The sequence below is a fragment of the Hymenobacter guriensis genome, from assembly GCF_015773195.1.
GTDB classification, from domain to species: domain Bacteria; phylum Bacteroidota; class Bacteroidia; order Cytophagales; family Hymenobacteraceae; genus Hymenobacter; species Hymenobacter guriensis.
This window is the reverse complement of record NZ_JADWYK010000025.1, coordinates 1-18,687: the sequence shown is the minus strand read 5'-3', so window position 1 is coordinate 18,687 and position 18,687 is coordinate 1. Positions and strand designations below refer to the sequence as shown.

The 18,687-nt window shown below is 60.3% G+C and carries 12 protein-coding genes; 9 read left to right on the top strand and 3 right to left on the bottom strand.

Annotated features, from left to right (window positions below):
- Positions 1 to 38: 38 nt before the first annotated feature.
- Positions 39 to 1,178 (top strand): PepSY-associated TM helix domain-containing protein, encoded by a 1,140-nt coding sequence (locus I5L79_RS22710; protein ID WP_196957389.1) that lies wholly within the window; start codon positions 39 to 41, stop codon positions 1,176 to 1,178.
- A 60-nt stretch (positions 1,179 to 1,238) separates the two neighbouring features.
- Here I5L79_RS22710 and glgP read toward each other — a convergent pair whose 3' ends face one another.
- On the bottom strand, positions 1,239 to 2,888 hold the full coding sequence (glgP, locus tag I5L79_RS22705; RefSeq protein ID WP_196957388.1) for an alpha-glucan family phosphorylase: 1,650 nt from the start codon (positions 2,886 to 2,888) through the stop codon (positions 1,239 to 1,241).
- A gap of 258 nt (positions 2,889 to 3,146) precedes the next feature.
- On the opposite strand from glgP, the gene I5L79_RS22700 reads away from it, so the two are divergent.
- From I5L79_RS22700 to I5L79_RS22670, 7 genes are all read left to right on the top strand, one after another.
- On the top strand, positions 3,147 to 4,583 hold the full coding sequence (locus I5L79_RS22700; protein ID WP_196957387.1) for a hydrolase: 1,437 nt from the start codon (positions 3,147 to 3,149) through the stop codon (positions 4,581 to 4,583).
- Positions 4,584 to 4,842: 259 nt separating this feature from the next.
- Positions 4,843 to 6,747, top strand: a complete 1,905-nt coding sequence (locus tag I5L79_RS22695) for a glycoside hydrolase family 13 protein (RefSeq protein WP_196957386.1) — start codon at positions 4,843 to 4,845, stop codon at positions 6,745 to 6,747.
- A 104-nt stretch (positions 6,748 to 6,851) separates the two neighbouring features.
- Positions 6,852 to 7,508 carry a beta-phosphoglucomutase gene (pgmB, locus tag I5L79_RS22690; RefSeq protein ID WP_196957385.1) on the top strand — a complete coding sequence of 219 codons (657 nt, stop codon included), beginning with the start codon at positions 6,852 to 6,854 and terminating at the stop codon, positions 7,506 to 7,508.
- Positions 7,509 to 7,559: 51 nt separating this feature from the next.
- The gene (locus I5L79_RS22685; RefSeq protein ID WP_196957384.1) at positions 7,560 to 9,863 is read left to right on the top strand and encodes a glycoside hydrolase family 65 protein; all 2,304 of its coding nucleotides are present in this window, start codon (positions 7,560 to 7,562) and stop codon (positions 9,861 to 9,863) included.
- A gap of 90 nt (positions 9,864 to 9,953) precedes the next feature.
- Positions 9,954 to 10,661, top strand: a complete 708-nt coding sequence (locus tag I5L79_RS22680) for an SDR family oxidoreductase (RefSeq protein ID WP_196957383.1) — start codon at positions 9,954 to 9,956, stop codon at positions 10,659 to 10,661.
- 92 nt (positions 10,662 to 10,753) lie between these two features.
- Positions 10,754 to 12,592, top strand: a complete 1,839-nt coding sequence (locus tag I5L79_RS22675) for an alpha-amylase family glycosyl hydrolase (protein ID WP_196957382.1) — start codon at positions 10,754 to 10,756, stop codon at positions 12,590 to 12,592.
- Positions 12,593 to 12,644: 52 nt separating this feature from the next.
- Positions 12,645 to 14,267 (top strand): MFS transporter, encoded by a 1,623-nt coding sequence (locus I5L79_RS22670; RefSeq protein ID WP_231403276.1) that lies wholly within the window; start codon positions 12,645 to 12,647, stop codon positions 14,265 to 14,267.
- Between the two features lie 77 nt (positions 14,268 to 14,344).
- Here I5L79_RS22670 and I5L79_RS22665 read toward each other — a convergent pair whose 3' ends face one another.
- On the bottom strand, positions 14,345 to 14,764 hold the full coding sequence (locus tag I5L79_RS22665; protein WP_196957381.1) for an STAS/SEC14 domain-containing protein: 420 nt from the start codon (positions 14,762 to 14,764) through the stop codon (positions 14,345 to 14,347).
- A gap of 316 nt (positions 14,765 to 15,080) precedes the next feature.
- On the opposite strand from I5L79_RS22665, the gene I5L79_RS22660 reads away from it, so the two are divergent.
- Complete coding sequence (locus I5L79_RS22660) at positions 15,081 to 18,128, top strand: M16 family metallopeptidase (protein WP_196957380.1); 3,048 nt, start codon at positions 15,081 to 15,083, stop codon at positions 18,126 to 18,128.
- A gap of 74 nt (positions 18,129 to 18,202) precedes the next feature.
- Here the strand turns inward: I5L79_RS22660 and I5L79_RS22655 are convergent, their stop codons facing one another.
- Positions 18,203 to 18,508 (bottom strand): hypothetical protein, encoded by a 306-nt coding sequence (locus I5L79_RS22655; RefSeq protein ID WP_196957379.1) that lies wholly within the window; start codon positions 18,506 to 18,508, stop codon positions 18,203 to 18,205.
- Positions 18,509 to 18,687: the final 179 nt, after the last annotated feature.

Sequence of the window (18,687 nt, the reverse complement as noted above, 5' to 3'; positions counted from 1 at the left end):
GCTTTGCTCGGAATGACAGTTTTTTCCTGTCTCTAGCCATGACCCCATTCAAGAAAGCCGTTGGCAAGCTGCACCTCTGGCTCGGGCTGGCGTCCGGGCTGGTGGTGTTTATCGTGAGCATTACCGGGGCCATCTTCACCTTTCAGGACGACATCCGGGACCTGACGGAGCCCTGGCGTAAGGTAAGCGTGCAGGCGACGGCGCCGGTGCTGCCCTCGCGCCTGCAGGCTGCGGCCCTGGCCGGCCACCCCGGCATAGCGGCCAAGGACTGCTGGACCACGTACTTCGGGCCCGACCGCTCGGCCACGGTGTTCTTTACTGACAAAGCCGGGGCGCCGCTGCTTGTGTACCTGAACCCCTACACGGGGCAGGTGCTGTACGAGCAGGATCTGCGCACACACTTCTTTTCCATCATTCAGGAAATCCACATGCACCTGCTGCTGCCCGAGGCGGTAGCCAAGTGGGTGGTGGGCGGCTCCATTTCCGTTTTTGTGGTGATGCTGCTGTCGGGCCTGGTACTGTGGTGGCCCAAGCGCAAGCAGGAGCGCAAGCAGCGCTTTGCCATCAAGTGGGGTGCCCGGTGGCGGCGCGTCAACTACGACCTGCACAACGTGCTGGGCTTCTACGTGGCCAGCATTGCGCTGGTGCTGGCTTTGTCGGGGCTGTTCATGATTTTCCCCGGCCTGCTTCAGTCCATTGTGTTTGTGGTGGACGGGGGCAAGCCAGCGCCGCAGGAGCTTATGGAAACCAAGCTCGACACGCTGCAGAACGTGACGACAGCCACTCAGCCCCTGCCCGACATCGTGTACCGCACCGTGCGCCGCCTTTCGCCCGCCAACGAAATGGTGCTCATTGGACCCACAGGCGCGGGCCAGGCCCCCACGTTTTGCTGGACATACAAAAAGGCCCTGCACTACTACCACCGCGACGAATACGCCTTCCACCCGGTGTCGGGCCAGGTGCTGGAGTCGCGTTTCCACGCCCGCAAAAGCGCCGGCACCAGGTTCTCCGATATGAACTACGACCTGCACGTAGGGCAGATTTTAGGCTTCGGCGGCAAGATTGTGGCGTTCCTGGCCAGCCTCATTTCGGCCAGTCTGCCCGTGACGGGGACCATCGTGTGGTGGGGGCGCCGCAACAAGACGAAAAAGAAAAGCCGGAAGCTCGTATCAGCCTAAACCAAAAGCGGCCCCAACCATTCTGCTGGTGGGGGCCGCTTGTGTTTAAAAGGCAGTGCGCTACGCGTTGTACATCTTCTCGTAGTACTCCCGCGCCATGCGGCCCGACTCAAACTCGGGCTCTACTTCGCGCATGGCGGTTTTCTGAATTTCCAGGAAACGGCCGGGCTGGTTGTAGTACAGCGGCAGGATTTCCTGCTCCAGCACGTCCAGGATGCCGGTAGCTTCGAGGTCGTCCTTCACGGGCTCAGGCTCGTTGATATTGGCCAGCGGAATGAGGAAGCCGTTTTCGCCTTCGCGCACAAACTCCGGAATCCAGCCATCGGCAATGCTCAAACTCACGCAGCCGTTCATGGCCGCCGTCATGCCGCTGGTGCCCGAGGCCTCGCGTGGGAAGCGGGGCGTGTTCAGCCAGATGTCGGAGCCCTTTTTCAGCGCCGCCGACAAGCCCAGCTCGTAGCCTGTGAGGACGGCGCAGTTCTTAAACGGCTTGGTTTTCTGAATGATGTCGTTGAAGGTACCAATGGCGCCGTAGTCCTTGGGGTAGGGCTTGCCGGCCCAGATAACCTGTACGGGCCGCTCCGTATTGCTGATGAGGCGCACAAACCGCTCGAAATGGCGCAGAATAAGGTCGGCGCGCTTGTAGCCGGCAAAGCGCCGGGCCCACACGATAGTCAGCACGTTGGGGTCGAAGATGTTGCCGGTCTGGTCGGCCACGATGTCGAACAGCTGCTTTTTCAGCTCCAGCTTGCGCTGGCGCAAGGCCGCATCGTCGTTGTTCTCCAGAGCCTGGTGCAGCTGGGCGTCGCGCCAGTACGTGCCGTTCTGGGAGTTGGTGATGTGGATGATGGGGCAGATGCCGGCGTTGGAGCTCCACATCTGGTTGGCTACCACGCCGTGCACCTTCGATACGCCGTTGGCAATGCGCGACATCCGCAGAGCTGCCAGCGTGTAGTTCAGCTGGTCGTTTTCCAGGCCCACCAGCTGGCGCACCTCATCGGCCGCAATACCGCCGAAGAACGTCATTTCCTCGAGCAGCTTCATCGGGTGCTCCTCGTTGCCGGCCAGCTCGGGCGTGTGGGTGGTGAACACCAGCCGCTTCTGCACCTCGGCTAGCTGGCGGCCATGCTTTTCGTAGAGATAGAAGGCCAGCGGCAAACCGTGGCCCTCGTTGAGGTGGTACACATCTATTTGGTGGCCGAGCAAATCGAGCAGCTTGCCGCCCCCGATGCCCAGCACCATGCTCTGCGCCACCCGGGCGGCCGTATCGGCATCGTAGAGGTGGTGGGTGATGGTTCGAGAGATGTAGTCGTTTTCGGGAATGTCGGTGCTCAGGAAGAACATGGGCGCCGTACCAAACACCTCCGGTGCCAGGTACAGGGCCTTTACCTGTACTTGCGCTCCGTGAATGGTGATGGGAAACACTAGGCCCGTATCCTGCAGAAAAGAGTAGGATTTGTGGCGGTAGTCCACGCGCATGGTCTGGTCTTCGTTGCGCGTCTGGTCGTAGTAGCCATCCGACCACAGAATGGCAATGCCCACCAGGTTCTGGCGCAGCTCGTAGGCTGAGCGCATGTGGGAGCCGGCCAGGAAGCCCAGGCCGCCGGAGTAGGTTTTCAGCGCCTGATCAAGCGCAAATTCCATGGAAAAATAGGCCGCAGCGGTGCTATACTCGGCCGCAGGCTGGTAGAAGGAGAAATTGAAAGCCATCAGAGGGTTAGAAGGAAAAAAGCAGGAAAAGCGTAAAGCTCGAAGCAGTCGGGAAGGTGCAAAATTCCGGGGACAAGCTATAGCGTGAGCGGCATTTCGATGGGATACGCGGCGTTTCTGTACGCTGGAAAGGCCTACGCTGCTATGGCTTCCTTGGTTTTTTATAACAATACCATACTATTGCCATATAGCATCAGCTGGTTCCGCCCCACCGGCTCTGCCTACTCTCTTCCTTCCATCACCCCAATCCTCTCTCTCATGTACATTGCCCGTTTGCTCACGGCCAGCCTGCTCGGCGTGGCCTTCGCCTGCACGTCCATTCAGGACCCCGCACCCCAGGCACCGGTAGCCACCGCTACTCCCCAAAACGTCAGCGCCGCCGGCTTCCCGGAAACCTTCGACAGCGGCACCAAAACCGCCTACACCACCGGCTCCGTCACGCTCGGCTCGGGCTCCTGGACGCTGAACGACGCTCTGCTCGGCAATACTACCGCCGACCCCAAAACCGGCGCGCAGTCGGTGCGGGTGCGCAATACCGGCTCCCTGAGCATGAACTTCAACACTACCACCGGCGCGGGCGTGGTCACGGTGCAGCACGCTGTGTATGGTACCGATGGCAGCTCGCAGTGGGAGCTGTGGGCCAGCACCAACAGCGGCTCCTCCTACGCCAAGGTAGGCAGCACCATCACCAGCCTCAGCACCAGCCTCAGCACGGCTTCTTTCACGGCTAACCTCACGGGCAACGTGCGCCTGCAGATCCGCAAAATCTCGGGCGGCACCAACCGCATCAACCTCGACAACGTGACCATTGAGCAGTATGGGGGCGGCACTACTCCGCCTCCCACCGGTACAGCCAAGAAGTTCCTGTTCGATGGTTCGCACGGGGAACTGGCCGGCAACGCCGACTGGGTACTGGACGTGAACAGCGGGGTGGCTTCGGCCATTCCTACGCCGGCTCAGAGCGGCATCACCAGCACCACCGCGGAAACCTACTGGACGGGCGCCATTTCGGCCTGGGGTGTAGCTCTGGCCAAGCGCGGGCACACTGTGGAGCAGCTGCCCGCCGGCGGCCGCATCACCTACGGCGACGCCAGCAATACCCAGGATCTGAGCAAGTACAGCGTATTTGTGGTGGATGAGCCCAATGTGGTATTCACGGCCGCCGAGAAAACGGCTATTCTGCGCTACGTGCAGAACGGGGGCGGCCTGTTCATGATTTCCGACCACATCATCTCCGACCGCAACAGCGACGGCTGGGACTCGCCCCAGATCTGGAACGACCTGATGCAGAACAACTCGGTGCAGGCCAACCCCTTCGGCTTCGCGGTAAACTCCGATAACATCGTGGAAGACAGTAATAATACCCTGGTAAGCAGTACCCACCCCATCATGAACGGCGCCCTGGGCACGGTGTCGCAGCTGTCGTTCCACAACGGCGCTACCATGACGCTGAACCCCACCGCCAACTCCACCGTGCAAGGCCTGATCTGGCGCGTGGGTGTAGCCAAGGGCAACAGCAGCGTCATGGCCGCTTCCAGCACCTTCGGCACCGGCCGCGTAGTTATCATCGGCGACTCTTCTCCGGCTGATGATGGCACTGGCTCGCCCGGCAACACCGTGTACGACGGCTGGAACGAAAACGTAAGCCACGCCCGCCTACACCTGAACGCCTCGCTCTGGCTGGCTAAGCTGTAGCAGATTCCAGGTTGGCTATTCGCTACGGTAAGGAAAGTAACTCCTCACTTTCCCAGCGAAAGAGTATTTCTCAGCGAATAGGATTTAACCCCGGCCAACGCCCGCGCCCCGCAAGTGGCGCGGGCGTTTCGGTATGACGGTTTTAGGCCTCTGAAGCGAAATTTCGCCGTTTTTGAGCCTTCGGGAATTACGGTTGCGTTTTTGGATACTGGCAATTGAGCCGATAACTTGCCACTCATCCCACCGCTGGAATCCCCTTATGAAAGCCTCCCCTTTGTTCTCCCTGGCGCTTGGCCTGGGCTTACTGGCCGCTACCCCGGTCGTCGTGCATGCTTCTTCCCCGCCGCTACCAGTAGAAGCCGCCGCGAAAAAAGCTGCTCCCATCACGCGCATCGACCCCACGTTCTGGTGGGTGGGCATGAAGAACCCCAAGCTGCAGCTGCTGGTGCATGGTCCCGGCATTGCAGCCAGCCAGGTGGAGCTGGCCAAGTACGAGGGTGTGACGATGGACAGCTTTCAGAAATTGGAAAGCCCGAACTACCTGCTCGTTAACCTCACCATCAGCCCTTCGGCCAAGCCTGGCAAACTGAAGCTGTTGTTTAAAGGCACCAAGAAGGTAGCGTATGAGTACGAGCTGCGCCAGCGCACCACCCCCGGCGACAAAACCAAAGTACAGGGCCTTACGCAGCAGGACTTCATTTACTTCCTGATGCCGGACCGCTTCTCCAACGGCGACCCGAAAAACGACTTTGTTCAGGGCATGCGCGCCCCCAAGGCCGCCCGCGACTCGATGTACTCCCGCCACGGCGGCGACCTGAAGGGCCTGGAAAACCACTTCGACTACCTTAAGGAGCTGGGTGCAACGGCCGTGTGGATGACGCCCGTGACGGAAAACGACATGCCCAAGGCTAGCTACCACGGCTACGCCCTCACCGACTACTACAACGTGGACCGCCGCTACGGCACCACCGAGGAGTACAAGCAGTTTGTGGACAATGCCCACCGCAACGGCCTGAAAGTAGTGCACGACGTGGTGCTCAACCATATGGGCTCCAAGAACTACCTGTTCCTTGATCAGCCCGCCAAGGACTGGTTTAACCAGTGGCCCGGCTTCACGCGCAGCAACTACAATTCCTCGGCCCTCAACGACCCTTACGGCTCTCAGCGCGACCGGGACCTGTACAACAAAGGCTGGTTTGACACCACTATGCCCGACGTGAACCAGAGCAACCCGCTGGTAGCTACGTACCTGATTCAGAGCTTTCTGTGGTGGGTGGAGTACACCGGCCTCGACGCCTACCGCATCGACACGTACCCATACTCCGACCCTAAATTCCTGATGCAGTGGGGGCAGGCTCTGAACGAGGAGTTTCCGCAGCTGTTCAAGTTTGGCGAAGCCTGGGTAGGCAGCACGGCCCAGCAGGCGTTCTTTGCCCGCAACGTGTTTCAGCCGGTCGATGGGTTTAAGTCGAACCTTGAATCGGTGTTTGACTTCCAGTCGCAGGGGGCCATTCACGACGCCCTGCGGGGTGACAACGGCAACATGACCCGGCTCTACGAAGCCTTGCAGGGCGACTGGATGTACGAGGATGCCACCCGCAACGTGACCTTCCTCGACAACCACGACATGAGCCGCTTCTACTCCGTGATAGGGGAGGACTTTGCCCGCTACAAAATGGGTATTGCCTGGCTGCTCACTTCCCGCGGCATTCCCCAGCTCTACTATGGTACCGAGGTGCTGATGAAGAACTTCTCGAACCCCGACGGTAAAGTGCGGGAGGACTTTCCCGGCGGCTGGCCCGGCGACAAGCAAAACTACTTCACGGCGGCCGGCCGCACCGGCCAGGCCGGCGAGGCCTTCAACTACGTGAGCAAGCTGGCGCAGTACCGCAAAACCCACCCGGTACTGGCTACCGGCAAGCTCATGCAGTTCATTCCCCAGGATGGCGTGTATACCTACTTCCGCTACAACGAACAGGGCGAGGCGGTGATGGTGATGCTCAACGGCAGCAAGGACGAAAAAACCGTGGATGGCACCCGCTTCGCCGAGCGCACCGGCGGCTTCAGCACGGGCACCGAAATTACCACCGGCACTGCCCTTTCCAACCTTAGCAGCTTCCGCATTCCGGCCCACACGGCCTGGGTAGTGGAGTTGAAAAAGTAACCAGGGAATTGGGGACTCAAGGACTTGGTTGACGTTCTGAAAACAATTTTTTCTACCGCATCAAACCAAGCCCCCAAGCCCCCAAGCCCCCAAGCCCCTAAATCATGCCCAATATACAAGCCTGTATCTTCGACCTTGATGGCGTCATCGTGGATACTGCTAAGTTTCACTACCAAGCCTGGAAAACCCTGGCCCACGGCCTCGGCTTCGATTTCACGGAGCACGACAACGAGCGGCTGAAGGGTGTAAGCCGCATGCGGTCCTTGGAAATTATTCTCGAAATCGGCCAGCAAACGTTGCCGGAAGATGAGAAGCTGACCCTGGCAACGCGCAAAAACGAAGCGTACCTGGAAGACGTGCACCGCATGACCGAGGCCGACGTGCTGCCTGGGGTGCGCCGCTTCCTGGAAGAGTGCCGTGCCGCCGGTCTGAAAACTGCCCTCGGCTCCGCCTCCAAAAACGCCCGCCTCATCCTCGACCGAGTAAACCTGCTGCCTCTCTTCGACGCCATCGTGGATGGTACCGACGTGGCCAATGCCAAGCCCGACCCCGAAGTGTTCCTGAAAGGGGCCGAGGCCCTGGGCGTGACCCCCGCCGAGTGCGTCGTGTTCGAGGATGCCGTGGCCGGCCTCGAAGCTGCCCGCAATGGGGGCATGCGCTGTATTGGTGTCGGGGATGTAACTATCTTAGCCGAAGCCGATTTCGTGATTCCCGGCTTTACCGATATGACCGTGGCCCGCCTGCAGCAATTAGGCCACTAGCAGCCCCTGCCTCCTCCCTGGAAAACTCTCCCCTTACTTCCCCTTGCTATAATGAAAGATTACCTGAAAGTTGATGAGTGGCGGATCATCGAAGAAGGCTTCGACCCGCACCTCAACAAAGTATCGGAAAGCATTTTTTCCCTCGGCAACGGCCGTATGGGTCAGCGCGCCAACTTCGAGGAGCAGTACTCCGGCCCCTCCCTGCAGGGCAGCTACGTGGCCGGCGTGTACTACCCCGATAAAACCCGCGTGGGCTGGTGGAAAAACGGCTACCCCGATTACTTTGCCAAGGTGCTGAACGCCGCCAACTGGATTGGCATCGGGGTGGAAATCGACGGGACGGAAATAGACCTGGCCAAGCTGCCGGTGGAAGACTTCCGCCGCGAGCTGAACATGCGCGAGGGGTACCTGCTGCGCACCTGCACCGTGGTGCTGGAAGAAGGCCACAAGCTGCGCATTGAGGCCAAGCGCTTCTGCAGCATCGTGGATGATGAGGTAGGAGCCATTCGCTACGCCATTACGCCGCTGGGCTTTTCGGGCAAAGCCACGCTCACGCCCTACATCGATTTCGACGTCAAAAACCAGGATGCCAACTACGACGAGAAGTTCTGGGAAGAGGTAAGCCGCAGCATCGAAGACCAGGGTGCCTTCGTGACGGCCCGCACCCGCAAAACCGGCTTCGATGTGTGCGCCGGCATGACGTTCCAGCTCACGCAGGCCGGCCGGGCTACTACGCCCCGCACTATTCCCATTGAAAGCGAGAAGTACACGGCCCACATCTTCACCGTCAGCATCCAGGACGGGGAGGAAACTGTGCTGACCAAGTTCGCGGCCAATATTTCCTCCGAAAACCACGACCGCGCCATCCTGGAAGACGTGTGCCGCCGCGCCGTGCAGCAGGCCCGCACCAAGGGCTTCGACCAGCTGGCTGAGGAACAGGCTGCGGCCTGGGCCGCCAAGTGGGCCGAGAGTGACATTATCATCGAAGGCGACGCAGCCGCCCAGCAGGCTATCCGCTTCAACATCTTCCAGCTCAACCAGACCTACACCGGCGAAGACCCGCGCCTGAACATCGGCCCCAAGGGCTTCACGGGCGAGAAATACGGCGGCAGCACCTACTGGGACACCGAGGCCTACTGCCTGCCTTTCTACCTGGCCACCGCCGACCCGCAGGTGGGCCGCAACCTGCTGCTCTACCGCTACAAGCAGTTGGGCAAAGCCATTGAGAATGCCAAGAAGCTGGGCTTTACGGATGGGGCCGCGCTCTACCCCATGGTGACCATGAACGGGGAGGAGTGCCACAACGAGTGGGAAATTACCTTTGAGGAAGTACACCGCAACGGCGCCATTGCCCACGCCATCTACGACTACGTGCGCTACACCGGCGACGAAAGCTACCTGGCCGACTATGGCGTGGATGTGCTGGTGGCCATTTCGCGGTTCTGGGCCCAGCGCGTGAACTTCTCGGAGGAGAAAGGCCAGTACGTGATGCTGGGCGTAACCGGCCCCAACGAGTACGAAAACAACATCAATAATAACTGGTACACCAGCACCATTGCCCTCTGGACGCTGAACTACACCTTGGAGGTACTGGAGAAAATTAAAGCCGAAAATCCGGCCCGCTACGCCGTGCTGGACATGGAGCTGGGCCTAGACGAAGCCCGGGAGTTTGGCACCTGGCGGGCTATCATCGGCAATATGTTCCTGCCCGAAGACCCCAAGCGCGGCATCAAGCTGCAGCAGGAAGGCTACATGGACAAGGAGCAGATTCTGGTGAAGGACCTGCCGGCCTCGGAGCGCCCCCTCAACCAGAAGTGGAGCTGGGACCGGATTCTGCGCTCCTGCTTTATCAAGCAGGCCGATGTGCTGCAGGGCATGTTCCTGCTCGAAGACCAGTTCGACATTGACACCATCCGCCGCAACTTCGAGTTCTACGAGCCGCGTACCGTGCACGAATCTTCGCTTTCGCCGTGTGTGCACGCCGTGCTGGCCGCCCGCCTGGGCATGGAGGAAAAGGCCTACGAAATGTACCTGCGCACCGCCCGCCTCGACCTCGACGACTACAACAACGACACCGAGGACGGCTGCCACACCACCAGTATGGCCGGCACCTGGATGGCCGTAGTGCAGGGCTTTGGCGGGATGCGCGTGCGCGACGGGCAACTCCACTTCCGGCCTATGCTGCCGGCCAAGTGGACGGGCTTCAGCTTCCGCATCCGCTTCCGGGGCGCCGTAGTGAAGGTGCACGCGGGCCGCGACGGCGTGCAGATTCAGTCCGACAAGCCGCTGACGGTGTTCGTGAACGACGAAGCCGTGGAAGTAGGCCGGAACTCCGTGACGGAGCTGGTGAGTTAGGGTATCAGCAGCGGGCCGCTACCGGTTGGCCGGCCCGCTGCCAGCCACCGCCGCGTCTTCTTTCCTTTCACCCGCTAACCGCTCGATACCATGACTGATCTGACCGACCAAGTAGCTATTGTGACCGGGGCCAGCCGGGGAATCGGGCGGGCCATTACCTTGCTGCTGGCCATGCAGGGCGTGCGCGTGGTGGCCCTGGCCCGCCAGGCCGAGGAGCTGGACGATGTGGCCCAGTCAGGGCAGATCCTGCCGCTGGCTGCCGACGTAACCAGTGAGGCCGACGCCCGCCAGGCCGTGGATGCTGCCCTGCAGCACTTCGGCCGGCTCGATATCCTGGTGTGCAACGCGGGCATGGGCTCCTTCAATCTGCTCGAAAACATAGAGGCCGCCGACTGGGACCAGATGTTTGACGTGAATGTGAAGGGCACCTTTCTGCTCTGTAAGGCCGCCGTGCCCCACTTCAAGGCCCAGAAGCGCGGCCACATCGTGGGCATTACCTCCGACGTGGCCCGCCGCACCTTCGAGCACGGCACGGCCTATGGGTCCAGCAAATTTGCTCAGGATGCCCTGCTGGGCTCTTTGCGCAAGGAGGTGCGGCCGTTCGGCGTCAAAGTCAGCACCATCTACCCGGGGCTGGTCGATACCTACTTCAACAACTCCCGCCCCGGCAGTGCCGAAGCCGAAACCACCCACCTGCGCCCCGCCGACGTGGCCCAGGCCGTGCGCTACGTGCTGGAAGCCCCGCCCCACGTGGTCGTTGATGAGCTGATGCTGCACCCGCTCACGCAGGAATGGTAGCGGTTATTCGTTGTTAGTTGTCAGTGCGGCCAGCAGCGGACAACTAACAACCGACAACTCCCACCTGACAACTGATTATCTTAGGCCACCTTATGAAGAAGTTTCTGCCGGCCGCCGGCATTCTGCTGGCCTTGGCCTCTTTTCAATCTGTTTCTCCGGCCGATCCGGCCCGTACTGTGTCTACTGTTTCCGCCTCTGACCCCAACACCACCGACGAAGTACCGCAGGACAATAAGATCATCATCTACCAGATGATGACGCGCCTGTTTGGCAACAAGGTGGCCACCAACAAGCCCTACGGCACCATCAGCGAGAATGGCGTGGGCAAGTTCAACGACATCAACAGCACGGCGCTGCAGGCCATCAAGCAACTGGGCGCCACCCACGTGTGGTACACCGGGGTGCTGGAGCACGCCACCATGACGGACTACACCAAGCAGGGTATTCCGCTGGATGATGCCGACGTAGTGAAGGGCCGCGCCGGCTCGCCCTACGCCATCAAGGACTACTACGATGTGAACCCCGACCTGGCGGTGAACGTGAAAAACCGCATGCTGGAGTTCGACGGGCTGGTGAAGCGTACCCACGCCAACGGCCTGAAGGTCATCATCGACTTCATCCCGAACCACGTGGCCCGCACCTATAAGTCGGATGCCAAGCCTCAGGGCGTGGTGGATCTGGGCGAGCGGGACGACAAAAGCAAGGCGTTTGCGGCCGGCAACAACTTCTACTACCTGCCCGGCCAGAACCTGACGGTGCCCAAAAGCAACAACCCGCTGGCCGCTGAAAAAGGCCCGAAGGAAGACGGCAGGTTCTCGGAAACGCCCGCCAAGGCCACCGGCAACGACGTGTTTTCGGCCCAGCCCAGCATCGACGACTGGTTTGAAACGGTGAAGCTCAACTACGGCGTCGACTACCAGAACCACCGCCAGCTGCACTTTGAGCCCATTCCGGATACGTGGGTGAAAATGCGCGACATCCTGGTGTTCTGGGCCAGGAAAGACGTGGATGCCTTCCGCTGCGACATGGCCGAAATGGTGCCCGTGGAATTCTGGGCCTACGTCATTCCGGAGGTGAAAAAGGTGAACCCCGACATCCTTTTCATTGCCGAGATTTACAACCCCAAGGCCTACAAAACCTACATCGAGCAGGGCCGCTTCGACTACCTCTACGACAAGGTAGGGCTCTACGACGGCCTGCGCCGCCTGATGCGGGGCGAAGGCAACACCGAGGACATCAGCAAGGTATGGCGCGAGGAAAGCCGCGGCTTCAGCTCCCATATGTTGCGCTTTCTCGAAAACCACGATGAGCAGCGCATTGCTTCCAAGGACTTTGCCGGCGACCCGCGCGCGGCCATTCCGGCCATGACGGTGTCGGCCACGCTGGCCTCGGGGCCGGTGATGGTGTACTTCGGGCAGGAAGTGGGTGAGCCGGCCCACGGGACCGAGGGCTTCTCCGGCGAAGATGGCCGCACCACCATCTTCGACTATTGGGGCGTGCCTTTCCACCAGCGCTGGATGAACGGCGGCAAGTTCGACGGCGGTAAGCTCGACGGCGGCCAGCAGCAGCTGCGCGAGTTTTATAGCCGCCTGCTCAACCTGGCCGGCTCTTCCGAGGCCATCCGGCGCGGCAAGTTCTACGAATTGCAAGATGCCAACAACCTGGGCCGCGAGTACGACCAAAAACAGGTGTACAGCTACCTGCGCTACACCGACAAGCAGAAGCTGCTCATCGTCGTCAACTTCTCCCGCGACAAAACCCTGCACCCCACCATCCGCATTCCGGTGGATGCCATGAAGGCCATGAGCCTCGACCCCGACCGCGTATACGCCTACGCCGACCTGCTCAACGGCAGCCCGGCCGTGAACAGCCTCTCGCTCACGCTGCCTCCCCTCAGCGCCTTCGTCTTCGAAATCCAGCCGCGCAAGTAGCCGGCCATCAAGCTTCTCCTGAAATTCCCTTTCACTCCCACTCCCCCCGCGAATGGCAACTACCGTTGTGCCCGCCAGCACCCGCGAAAAACCCCGGCTGAGCTTCTGGCAAATCTGGAACATGAGCTTCGGCTTCCTCGGCATCCAGTTTGGCTTCGAGCTGCAAAACTCCAACGTCAGCCGGATTTTTGAAACGCTGGGCGCCAACAAGGACGATATTCCGATTCTGTGGATTGCCGCTCCGCTCACCGGCCTGCTGGTGCAGCCTATCATCGGCTATTTCTCCGACCGCACCTGGCACCCTTTCTGGGGACGGCGGCGGCCCTACTTCTTTATTGGGGCTATCCTGGCTACGCTGGCGCTGTTTGTGATGCCAAATTCCTCGGCGCTGTGGATGGCTGGTGGTATGCTCTGGATTCTGGACGCCAGCATTAATATCTCCATGGAACCGTTCCGGGCGTTCGTGGGCGACAAGTTGTCGAGCGAGCAGCGTACGAGCGGCTTTGCCATGCAGAGCTTCTTTATCGGGGTAGGTTCGGTTATTGCCGCCTTGCTGCCCTGGGTGTTCACCAACTGGTTTCACCTGAGCAATACGGCGGCTAATGGCGAGATTCCGCCTTCGGTGAAGTGGTCATTTTACGTGGGGGCGCTGGCCTTTCTGGCCGCGGTAATGTATACGGTGTTCACCACCAAGGAATTTCCCCCGGAAGACATGGAGGAATTCCGCAAGGAAAACGCCAAGGCCGGCATCTGGGACGGCATGAAGGAATCCTTTATGGGCATCTTCCGCATGCCGGTGGCCATGCGCCAGCTCGCACTGGTGCAGTTCTTTACGTGGTTTGCGCTGTTCTCTATGTGGATTTATGCCACCAATGCCGTTACAAGCAACATCTACAATATGCGGGTCAGCACGCCGCTGTATCAGCGTATAAGCTCCTACATCAGCACGACTGCGCAACAGGAAAAGGACGCGAAAAAGAGCAAAACGCTGGCTTCGCTGCAGAAAGACATCGATGAAATCAATCAGTTTCAGGCTGGAAACAGCGACAAAACCTTGACCCTGAACCTGGCCAACTACTACCTCGACAGTGCCAAGCCTACGGGCGCCGACGCGGCAGATCTGAACCGGGTAAAGCAGCAATACAACGACGGCGCCGACTGGCTGAGCCTGGCTTCGTCGGTGCGCAACGGCGTGGCGGCCATCTTTGCCTTCATTATTCCGCTGATTGCCATGCGCACCAGCCGCCGCCGCACGCATATGCTGTGCCTGCTCACGGGCGGGGTGGGGCTGTTATCGTTGAAGTTTATTCAGAATCCCGACCTGATAATGGTTTCCATGGCCATGGTAGGCGTGGCCTGGGCCAGCATCCTCTCCATGCCTTACGCTATTCTGGCTGGCTCCCTGCCCGCCAATAAAATGGGGTACTACATGGGCGTGTTCAACTTCTTCATTGTGATTCCCCAGATTGTAGCCGCTACCATTCTTGGGTACTGCACCATGCACTTCTTCCACGGCAACACCCTTAATACCCTGGCGCTGGGCGGTGGATCCATGATCCTGGCCGGCTTGCTCACGCTGTGGGTGCAGGACGATGACAGTGGTACAAAGGTCGCGGTGCAGCCTGCGGATGCCCCTGGTTACGACACGCCCACGGTAGTCATTCCCCGGACTTAAGCGTACACTGCCAACCCAATAAAGCGCCCCGCCGGAATTGCTCCAGCGGGGCGTTCTATTATTATGGATGCGTGGCTTTACTCTGTTTCCTGCAGCCATTCCAAAGCGGTATGCTCCTCAGTGAAGATGCGAAACGCCACCGCCTCGCGCACGGCATCAGGCGTGGTGAGTTCCAGCTCCGTGAGGCGGCTCTGGATGGTAGGGGCGTTGTTGGGCGTGACAAGGTAGGCAATACGGCGACCCGCCTCAGTCACATCCTGGGCCAGCTGGGCCCGCACATCGCGCACAATCCAGGCAAAATCGGCCGGCGCGGCCAGCTCCCGGCGGCGCAGGTCAATCAGCCAGCGGCCGGCCTGCTCCTGCCGGGCCAGTTCCAGCACCTCGTTATAGGCCGTCCGCAGCTCCTGCGAAGTGGTTTGCCGCATCCAGCGCAGAAACAGTATGCGCAGATCGGGGCGGTAAGCCAGGTCCATGTACGCGGTGGAAAGGTTGCTCATGCAGGAAAGGGGCGTAAGGGCCAGGGCCGCGTTATCAAGGAGTGTGCCGGCTGAGAGCTACGTCGGCCCGCAAGAAAGAAAGACCTGAAATTCTGTGTTCGGGGTGAAGAAACGCGCTGCTACCAGGCTTGTTCAAGGGCAAAGCCCGGCGCGCCCTGCCACAAAGCCCGACAGGATAACCGGGTTCAGTGCAAAAATGGCAGCCAAGGCCCGGGAAAATTATGGGAATGCACGGGGCGGAGCCAACCTTGACGCGCACGGTGTGTCTGTTCTGCTTACATTCACCCCATCATTTTCTTTCCTCTCGTTGTTTCCTATGAAGTTAAAACAGTTAGGCCTGCTGGGGCTGAGCGTGGTGCTGGCACTGCCGGCCGCGCAGGCGCAGCAGAAAACGGCTGCTAAAGCCACTACCACCAAAGCCACCGGCGGTACGCGCCTGGTCGAAAAAGTAACCGCCAAGCCCGGCGAGGTCGTAATTCCCTACGAGAAGTACGTGCTGCCCAACGGCCTCACGCTGGTGGTGCACGAAGACCACTCCGACCCCATCGTGCACGTGGACGTGACCTACCACGTGGGCTCGGCCCGCGAAACCATCGGCAAGTCGGGCTTTGCCCACTTCTTCGAGCACATGATGTTCCAGGGTTCCGACAACGTGGGCGACGAGCAGCACTTCAAGCTGGTGTCGGCCGCCGGCGGCACGCTCAACGGCTCCACCAACCGCGACCGGACCAACTATTTCGAGACGCTGCCCAACAACCAGTTGGAAACGGCCCTGTGGCTGGAAGCCGACCGCATGGGCTTTCTGCTGGACGCCGTAACGCAGCCCAAGTTTGAAAACCAGCGCTCCACCGTGAAAAACGAGCGGGGCCAGAACTACGACAACCGCCCCTACGGCCTGGCCGGCGAGATGGTGTCGAAGAACCTGTACCCCTACGGGCACCCTTACAGCTGGATGACCATTGGCTACCTCGAAGACCTGGACCGCTCCGACGTAAACGACCTCAAGAACTTCTTCCTGCGCTGGTACGGCCCCAACAACGCTACCCTGACGGTGGGCGGCGACGTGAAGCCCGCCGACGTGGTGAGGCTGGCTGAGAAGTACTTCGGCTCCATCAACCGGGGGCCGGCCGTGCAGAACATGAAGCTGCCCGCGCCCAAGCTCACCCAGGACCGCTACGTGAGCTACGAAGACAACGTGCGCTTCCCGATGCTGCGCATGGTGCTGCCCACCGTGCCCCGCTACCATCCCGATGAGCCAGCCCTCGATGCGCTGGCCGAAATCCTAGGCGGCGGCAACAACTCCCTGCTCTACAAAAACCTGGTGAAAAACCAGAAAGCCATTCAGGCCAACGCGGGGCACCCCACGGCCGAGCTGGCCGGCGAGTTCACCTTCACCGCGGTAGGCTTCCCTGGCAAAGGCCTCGACAGCCTGGAAATGGTGGTGCGCAAGTCGTTGGCCGAGTTTGAGAAGCGCGGCGTAACCGATGAGGACCTGCAGCGCTTTAAAGCCACCCGCGAAGCCCAGACCATCGACGGGCTTGCCAGCGTGAGCGGCAAGGTGTCGGAGCTGGCTTCGGCCCAGACGTTTACCGGCTCGCCCAACCGCATCACCCAGGACTTGAAAGAGCTGCGTGCCCTCACCAAAGCCGATGTGCTGCGCGTGTACAACCAATACATCAAAGGCAAGAAAGCCGTGATTCTGAGTGTGGTGCCCAAGGGTGGCAAAAACCTCGTGGCCCGCGCCGACAACTACACCGTGTCCAAAGAGGGCTTCACCATGCCCAAGGATGAGTACGCGGGCCTGACCTACAAGAAGGCTACCGACAACTTCGACCGCAAGCAGCAGCCCAAATCCGGCACCAACCCCGTGGTGCAGGTGCCCGCCTTCTGGCAGCAGACGATGCCCAACGGCCTGAAGGTAATCGGCTCCCGCAACGCCGAAATTCCGAAGGTGACGATGCAGCTCACCATTCCCGGCGGCCACCGCCTGGCCCAGCAGACTCCCGGTAAAGCCGGCCTCGCCGCCCTCACCGCCGCTATGCTAAGCGAAGGCACGCAGAAATATACGCCCGAGCAGTTCAGCGCCGCGCTGGAAAAGCTGGGCAGCTCCATTGACGTGGTAGCCGGTGAAGACAACACGACCATCTACGTGGAGTCGCTCACCAAGAACCTGGATGCTACGCTGGCTTTGCTGGAAGAAAGCCTGCTGCGCCCCCGCTTCGACGCCCAGGACTTTGCCCGGGTGAAAAAGCAGACCTTGGAAAACATTGCCAGCCAGAACGTGCAGCCCGTGGCCATTGCCAACAACACGTTTGCCCGCCTGATTTACCCTTCCGGCGACATTATGCGTGTGCCGGCCATCGGCTCTACTGCTTCGGTGCAAACCCTCACGCTGGATGATGTAAAGCAGTTCTATCAGCAGAACTACGCGCCTAATATCTCCAACCTGGTGGTAGTGGGCGACGTGGCGGAGGCCCAGCTGCTGCCCAAGCTCAAGTTCCTGCAAACCTGGGCCAAGAAGGATGTGGCTCTACCCGCTCCCGCTACGGCTGCCATGCCTACGGAGAAAACCCGCGTTTACTTCGTGAACAAGGACGGCGCCGCGCAATCGGAAATCCGCATTGGCTACCTGGGCATGCCCTACGATGCTACCGGCGAGTACTACCGCGCCGGCCTGGCTAACTACCTGCTGGGGGGCGCCTTCAACTCGCGCATCAACCTGAACCTGCGCGAAGACAAAGGCTACACCTACGGCGCCCGCTCGGGCTTCCGAGGTAGCAAGTACGCAGGACCGTTCACGGCCCAGGCCGGCGTGCGCGCCGATGCCACCGCTGCCTCGGTAAAGGAGTTTATGAAAGAGCTGCAGAACTACCGCAACGGCATCTCGGATGACGAACTGCAGTTTGTGCAGGCTTCCATCGGGCAGAGCGACGCCCTGCGCTACGAAACCGGCCGTCAGAAAGCCGCTTTCCTGGGCCGCATCGTGGAGTACGACCTCGACAAAGGCTACGTGCAGCAGCAGAGCGACATCCTGCGCAACCTGAAGAAGGAAGATGTGCAGGCCCTGGCCCAGAAATACCTGCCCACCGACAACATGTACATTGTGGTGGTAGGCGACCGGGCCAAAGCCTTCCCCGGCCTCAGTGAGCTGGGCTACGAAGTAGTGGAGCTGGATCTGGAGGGTAATCCTGTAGCTTCGGCCGCACCGGCCCCCGCCGCTACTCCGGCTCCTGCCCCCGCCACTGCCGACCCCGCTACTACCGTCAAGAAAGCCAAAAGCAAAACCAAAGGCGAAGACGGCAAGAAAAAGCGCAAGGAAAAGAACGACGAGAACAGCCAGAAGGTAAAGGAGAAGGGCGAGTAACCTCGCTTGTCTGACTACCTGCAAAACCGCCCGGTTCCTATTGGAGCCGGGTGGTTTTGTTTGTTAGGCTGAGTTCAGTTAGCAATATGACGATGTGCAGGAGTAGAAAGAGCGTGCTTCATCAGTTCCCGCCATAGTCGGCGTTCCTCTGCTTCAGCCGAGGCCAGAATTTCCCGGGCTTCGGCCAGTAGCCGCTCGCCCGGCTGCATCTCCTTGCGGTAAAGCAACAATGTTAACAGAACAAAGGACACGCCAGGTAGTAACAACCCCAGCGCAAACCACAGCCAGAACAAGCGGCCGTAGCTATAGGCGCAGTACCCCGTCACGAGTGGTACTAGTAGAAAAATGCTTAATCCCGCGAACAGCAGATCAACGAACATAGCGGTAGGGCTGGTTAAGCAAGGGGTTCAGTTACCTGGGGCGCGGGCGTCTCCGCAAGCCTCCGGTACGTGGGGCCATTGTCCACGGTGTACTTGAGCACGGACTTCACCTCGGCCATGTTGATGACGGGGAAGAACTTGGCAAACAGCAGGAACAAGGTGAAGAACAGGCCCAGCGT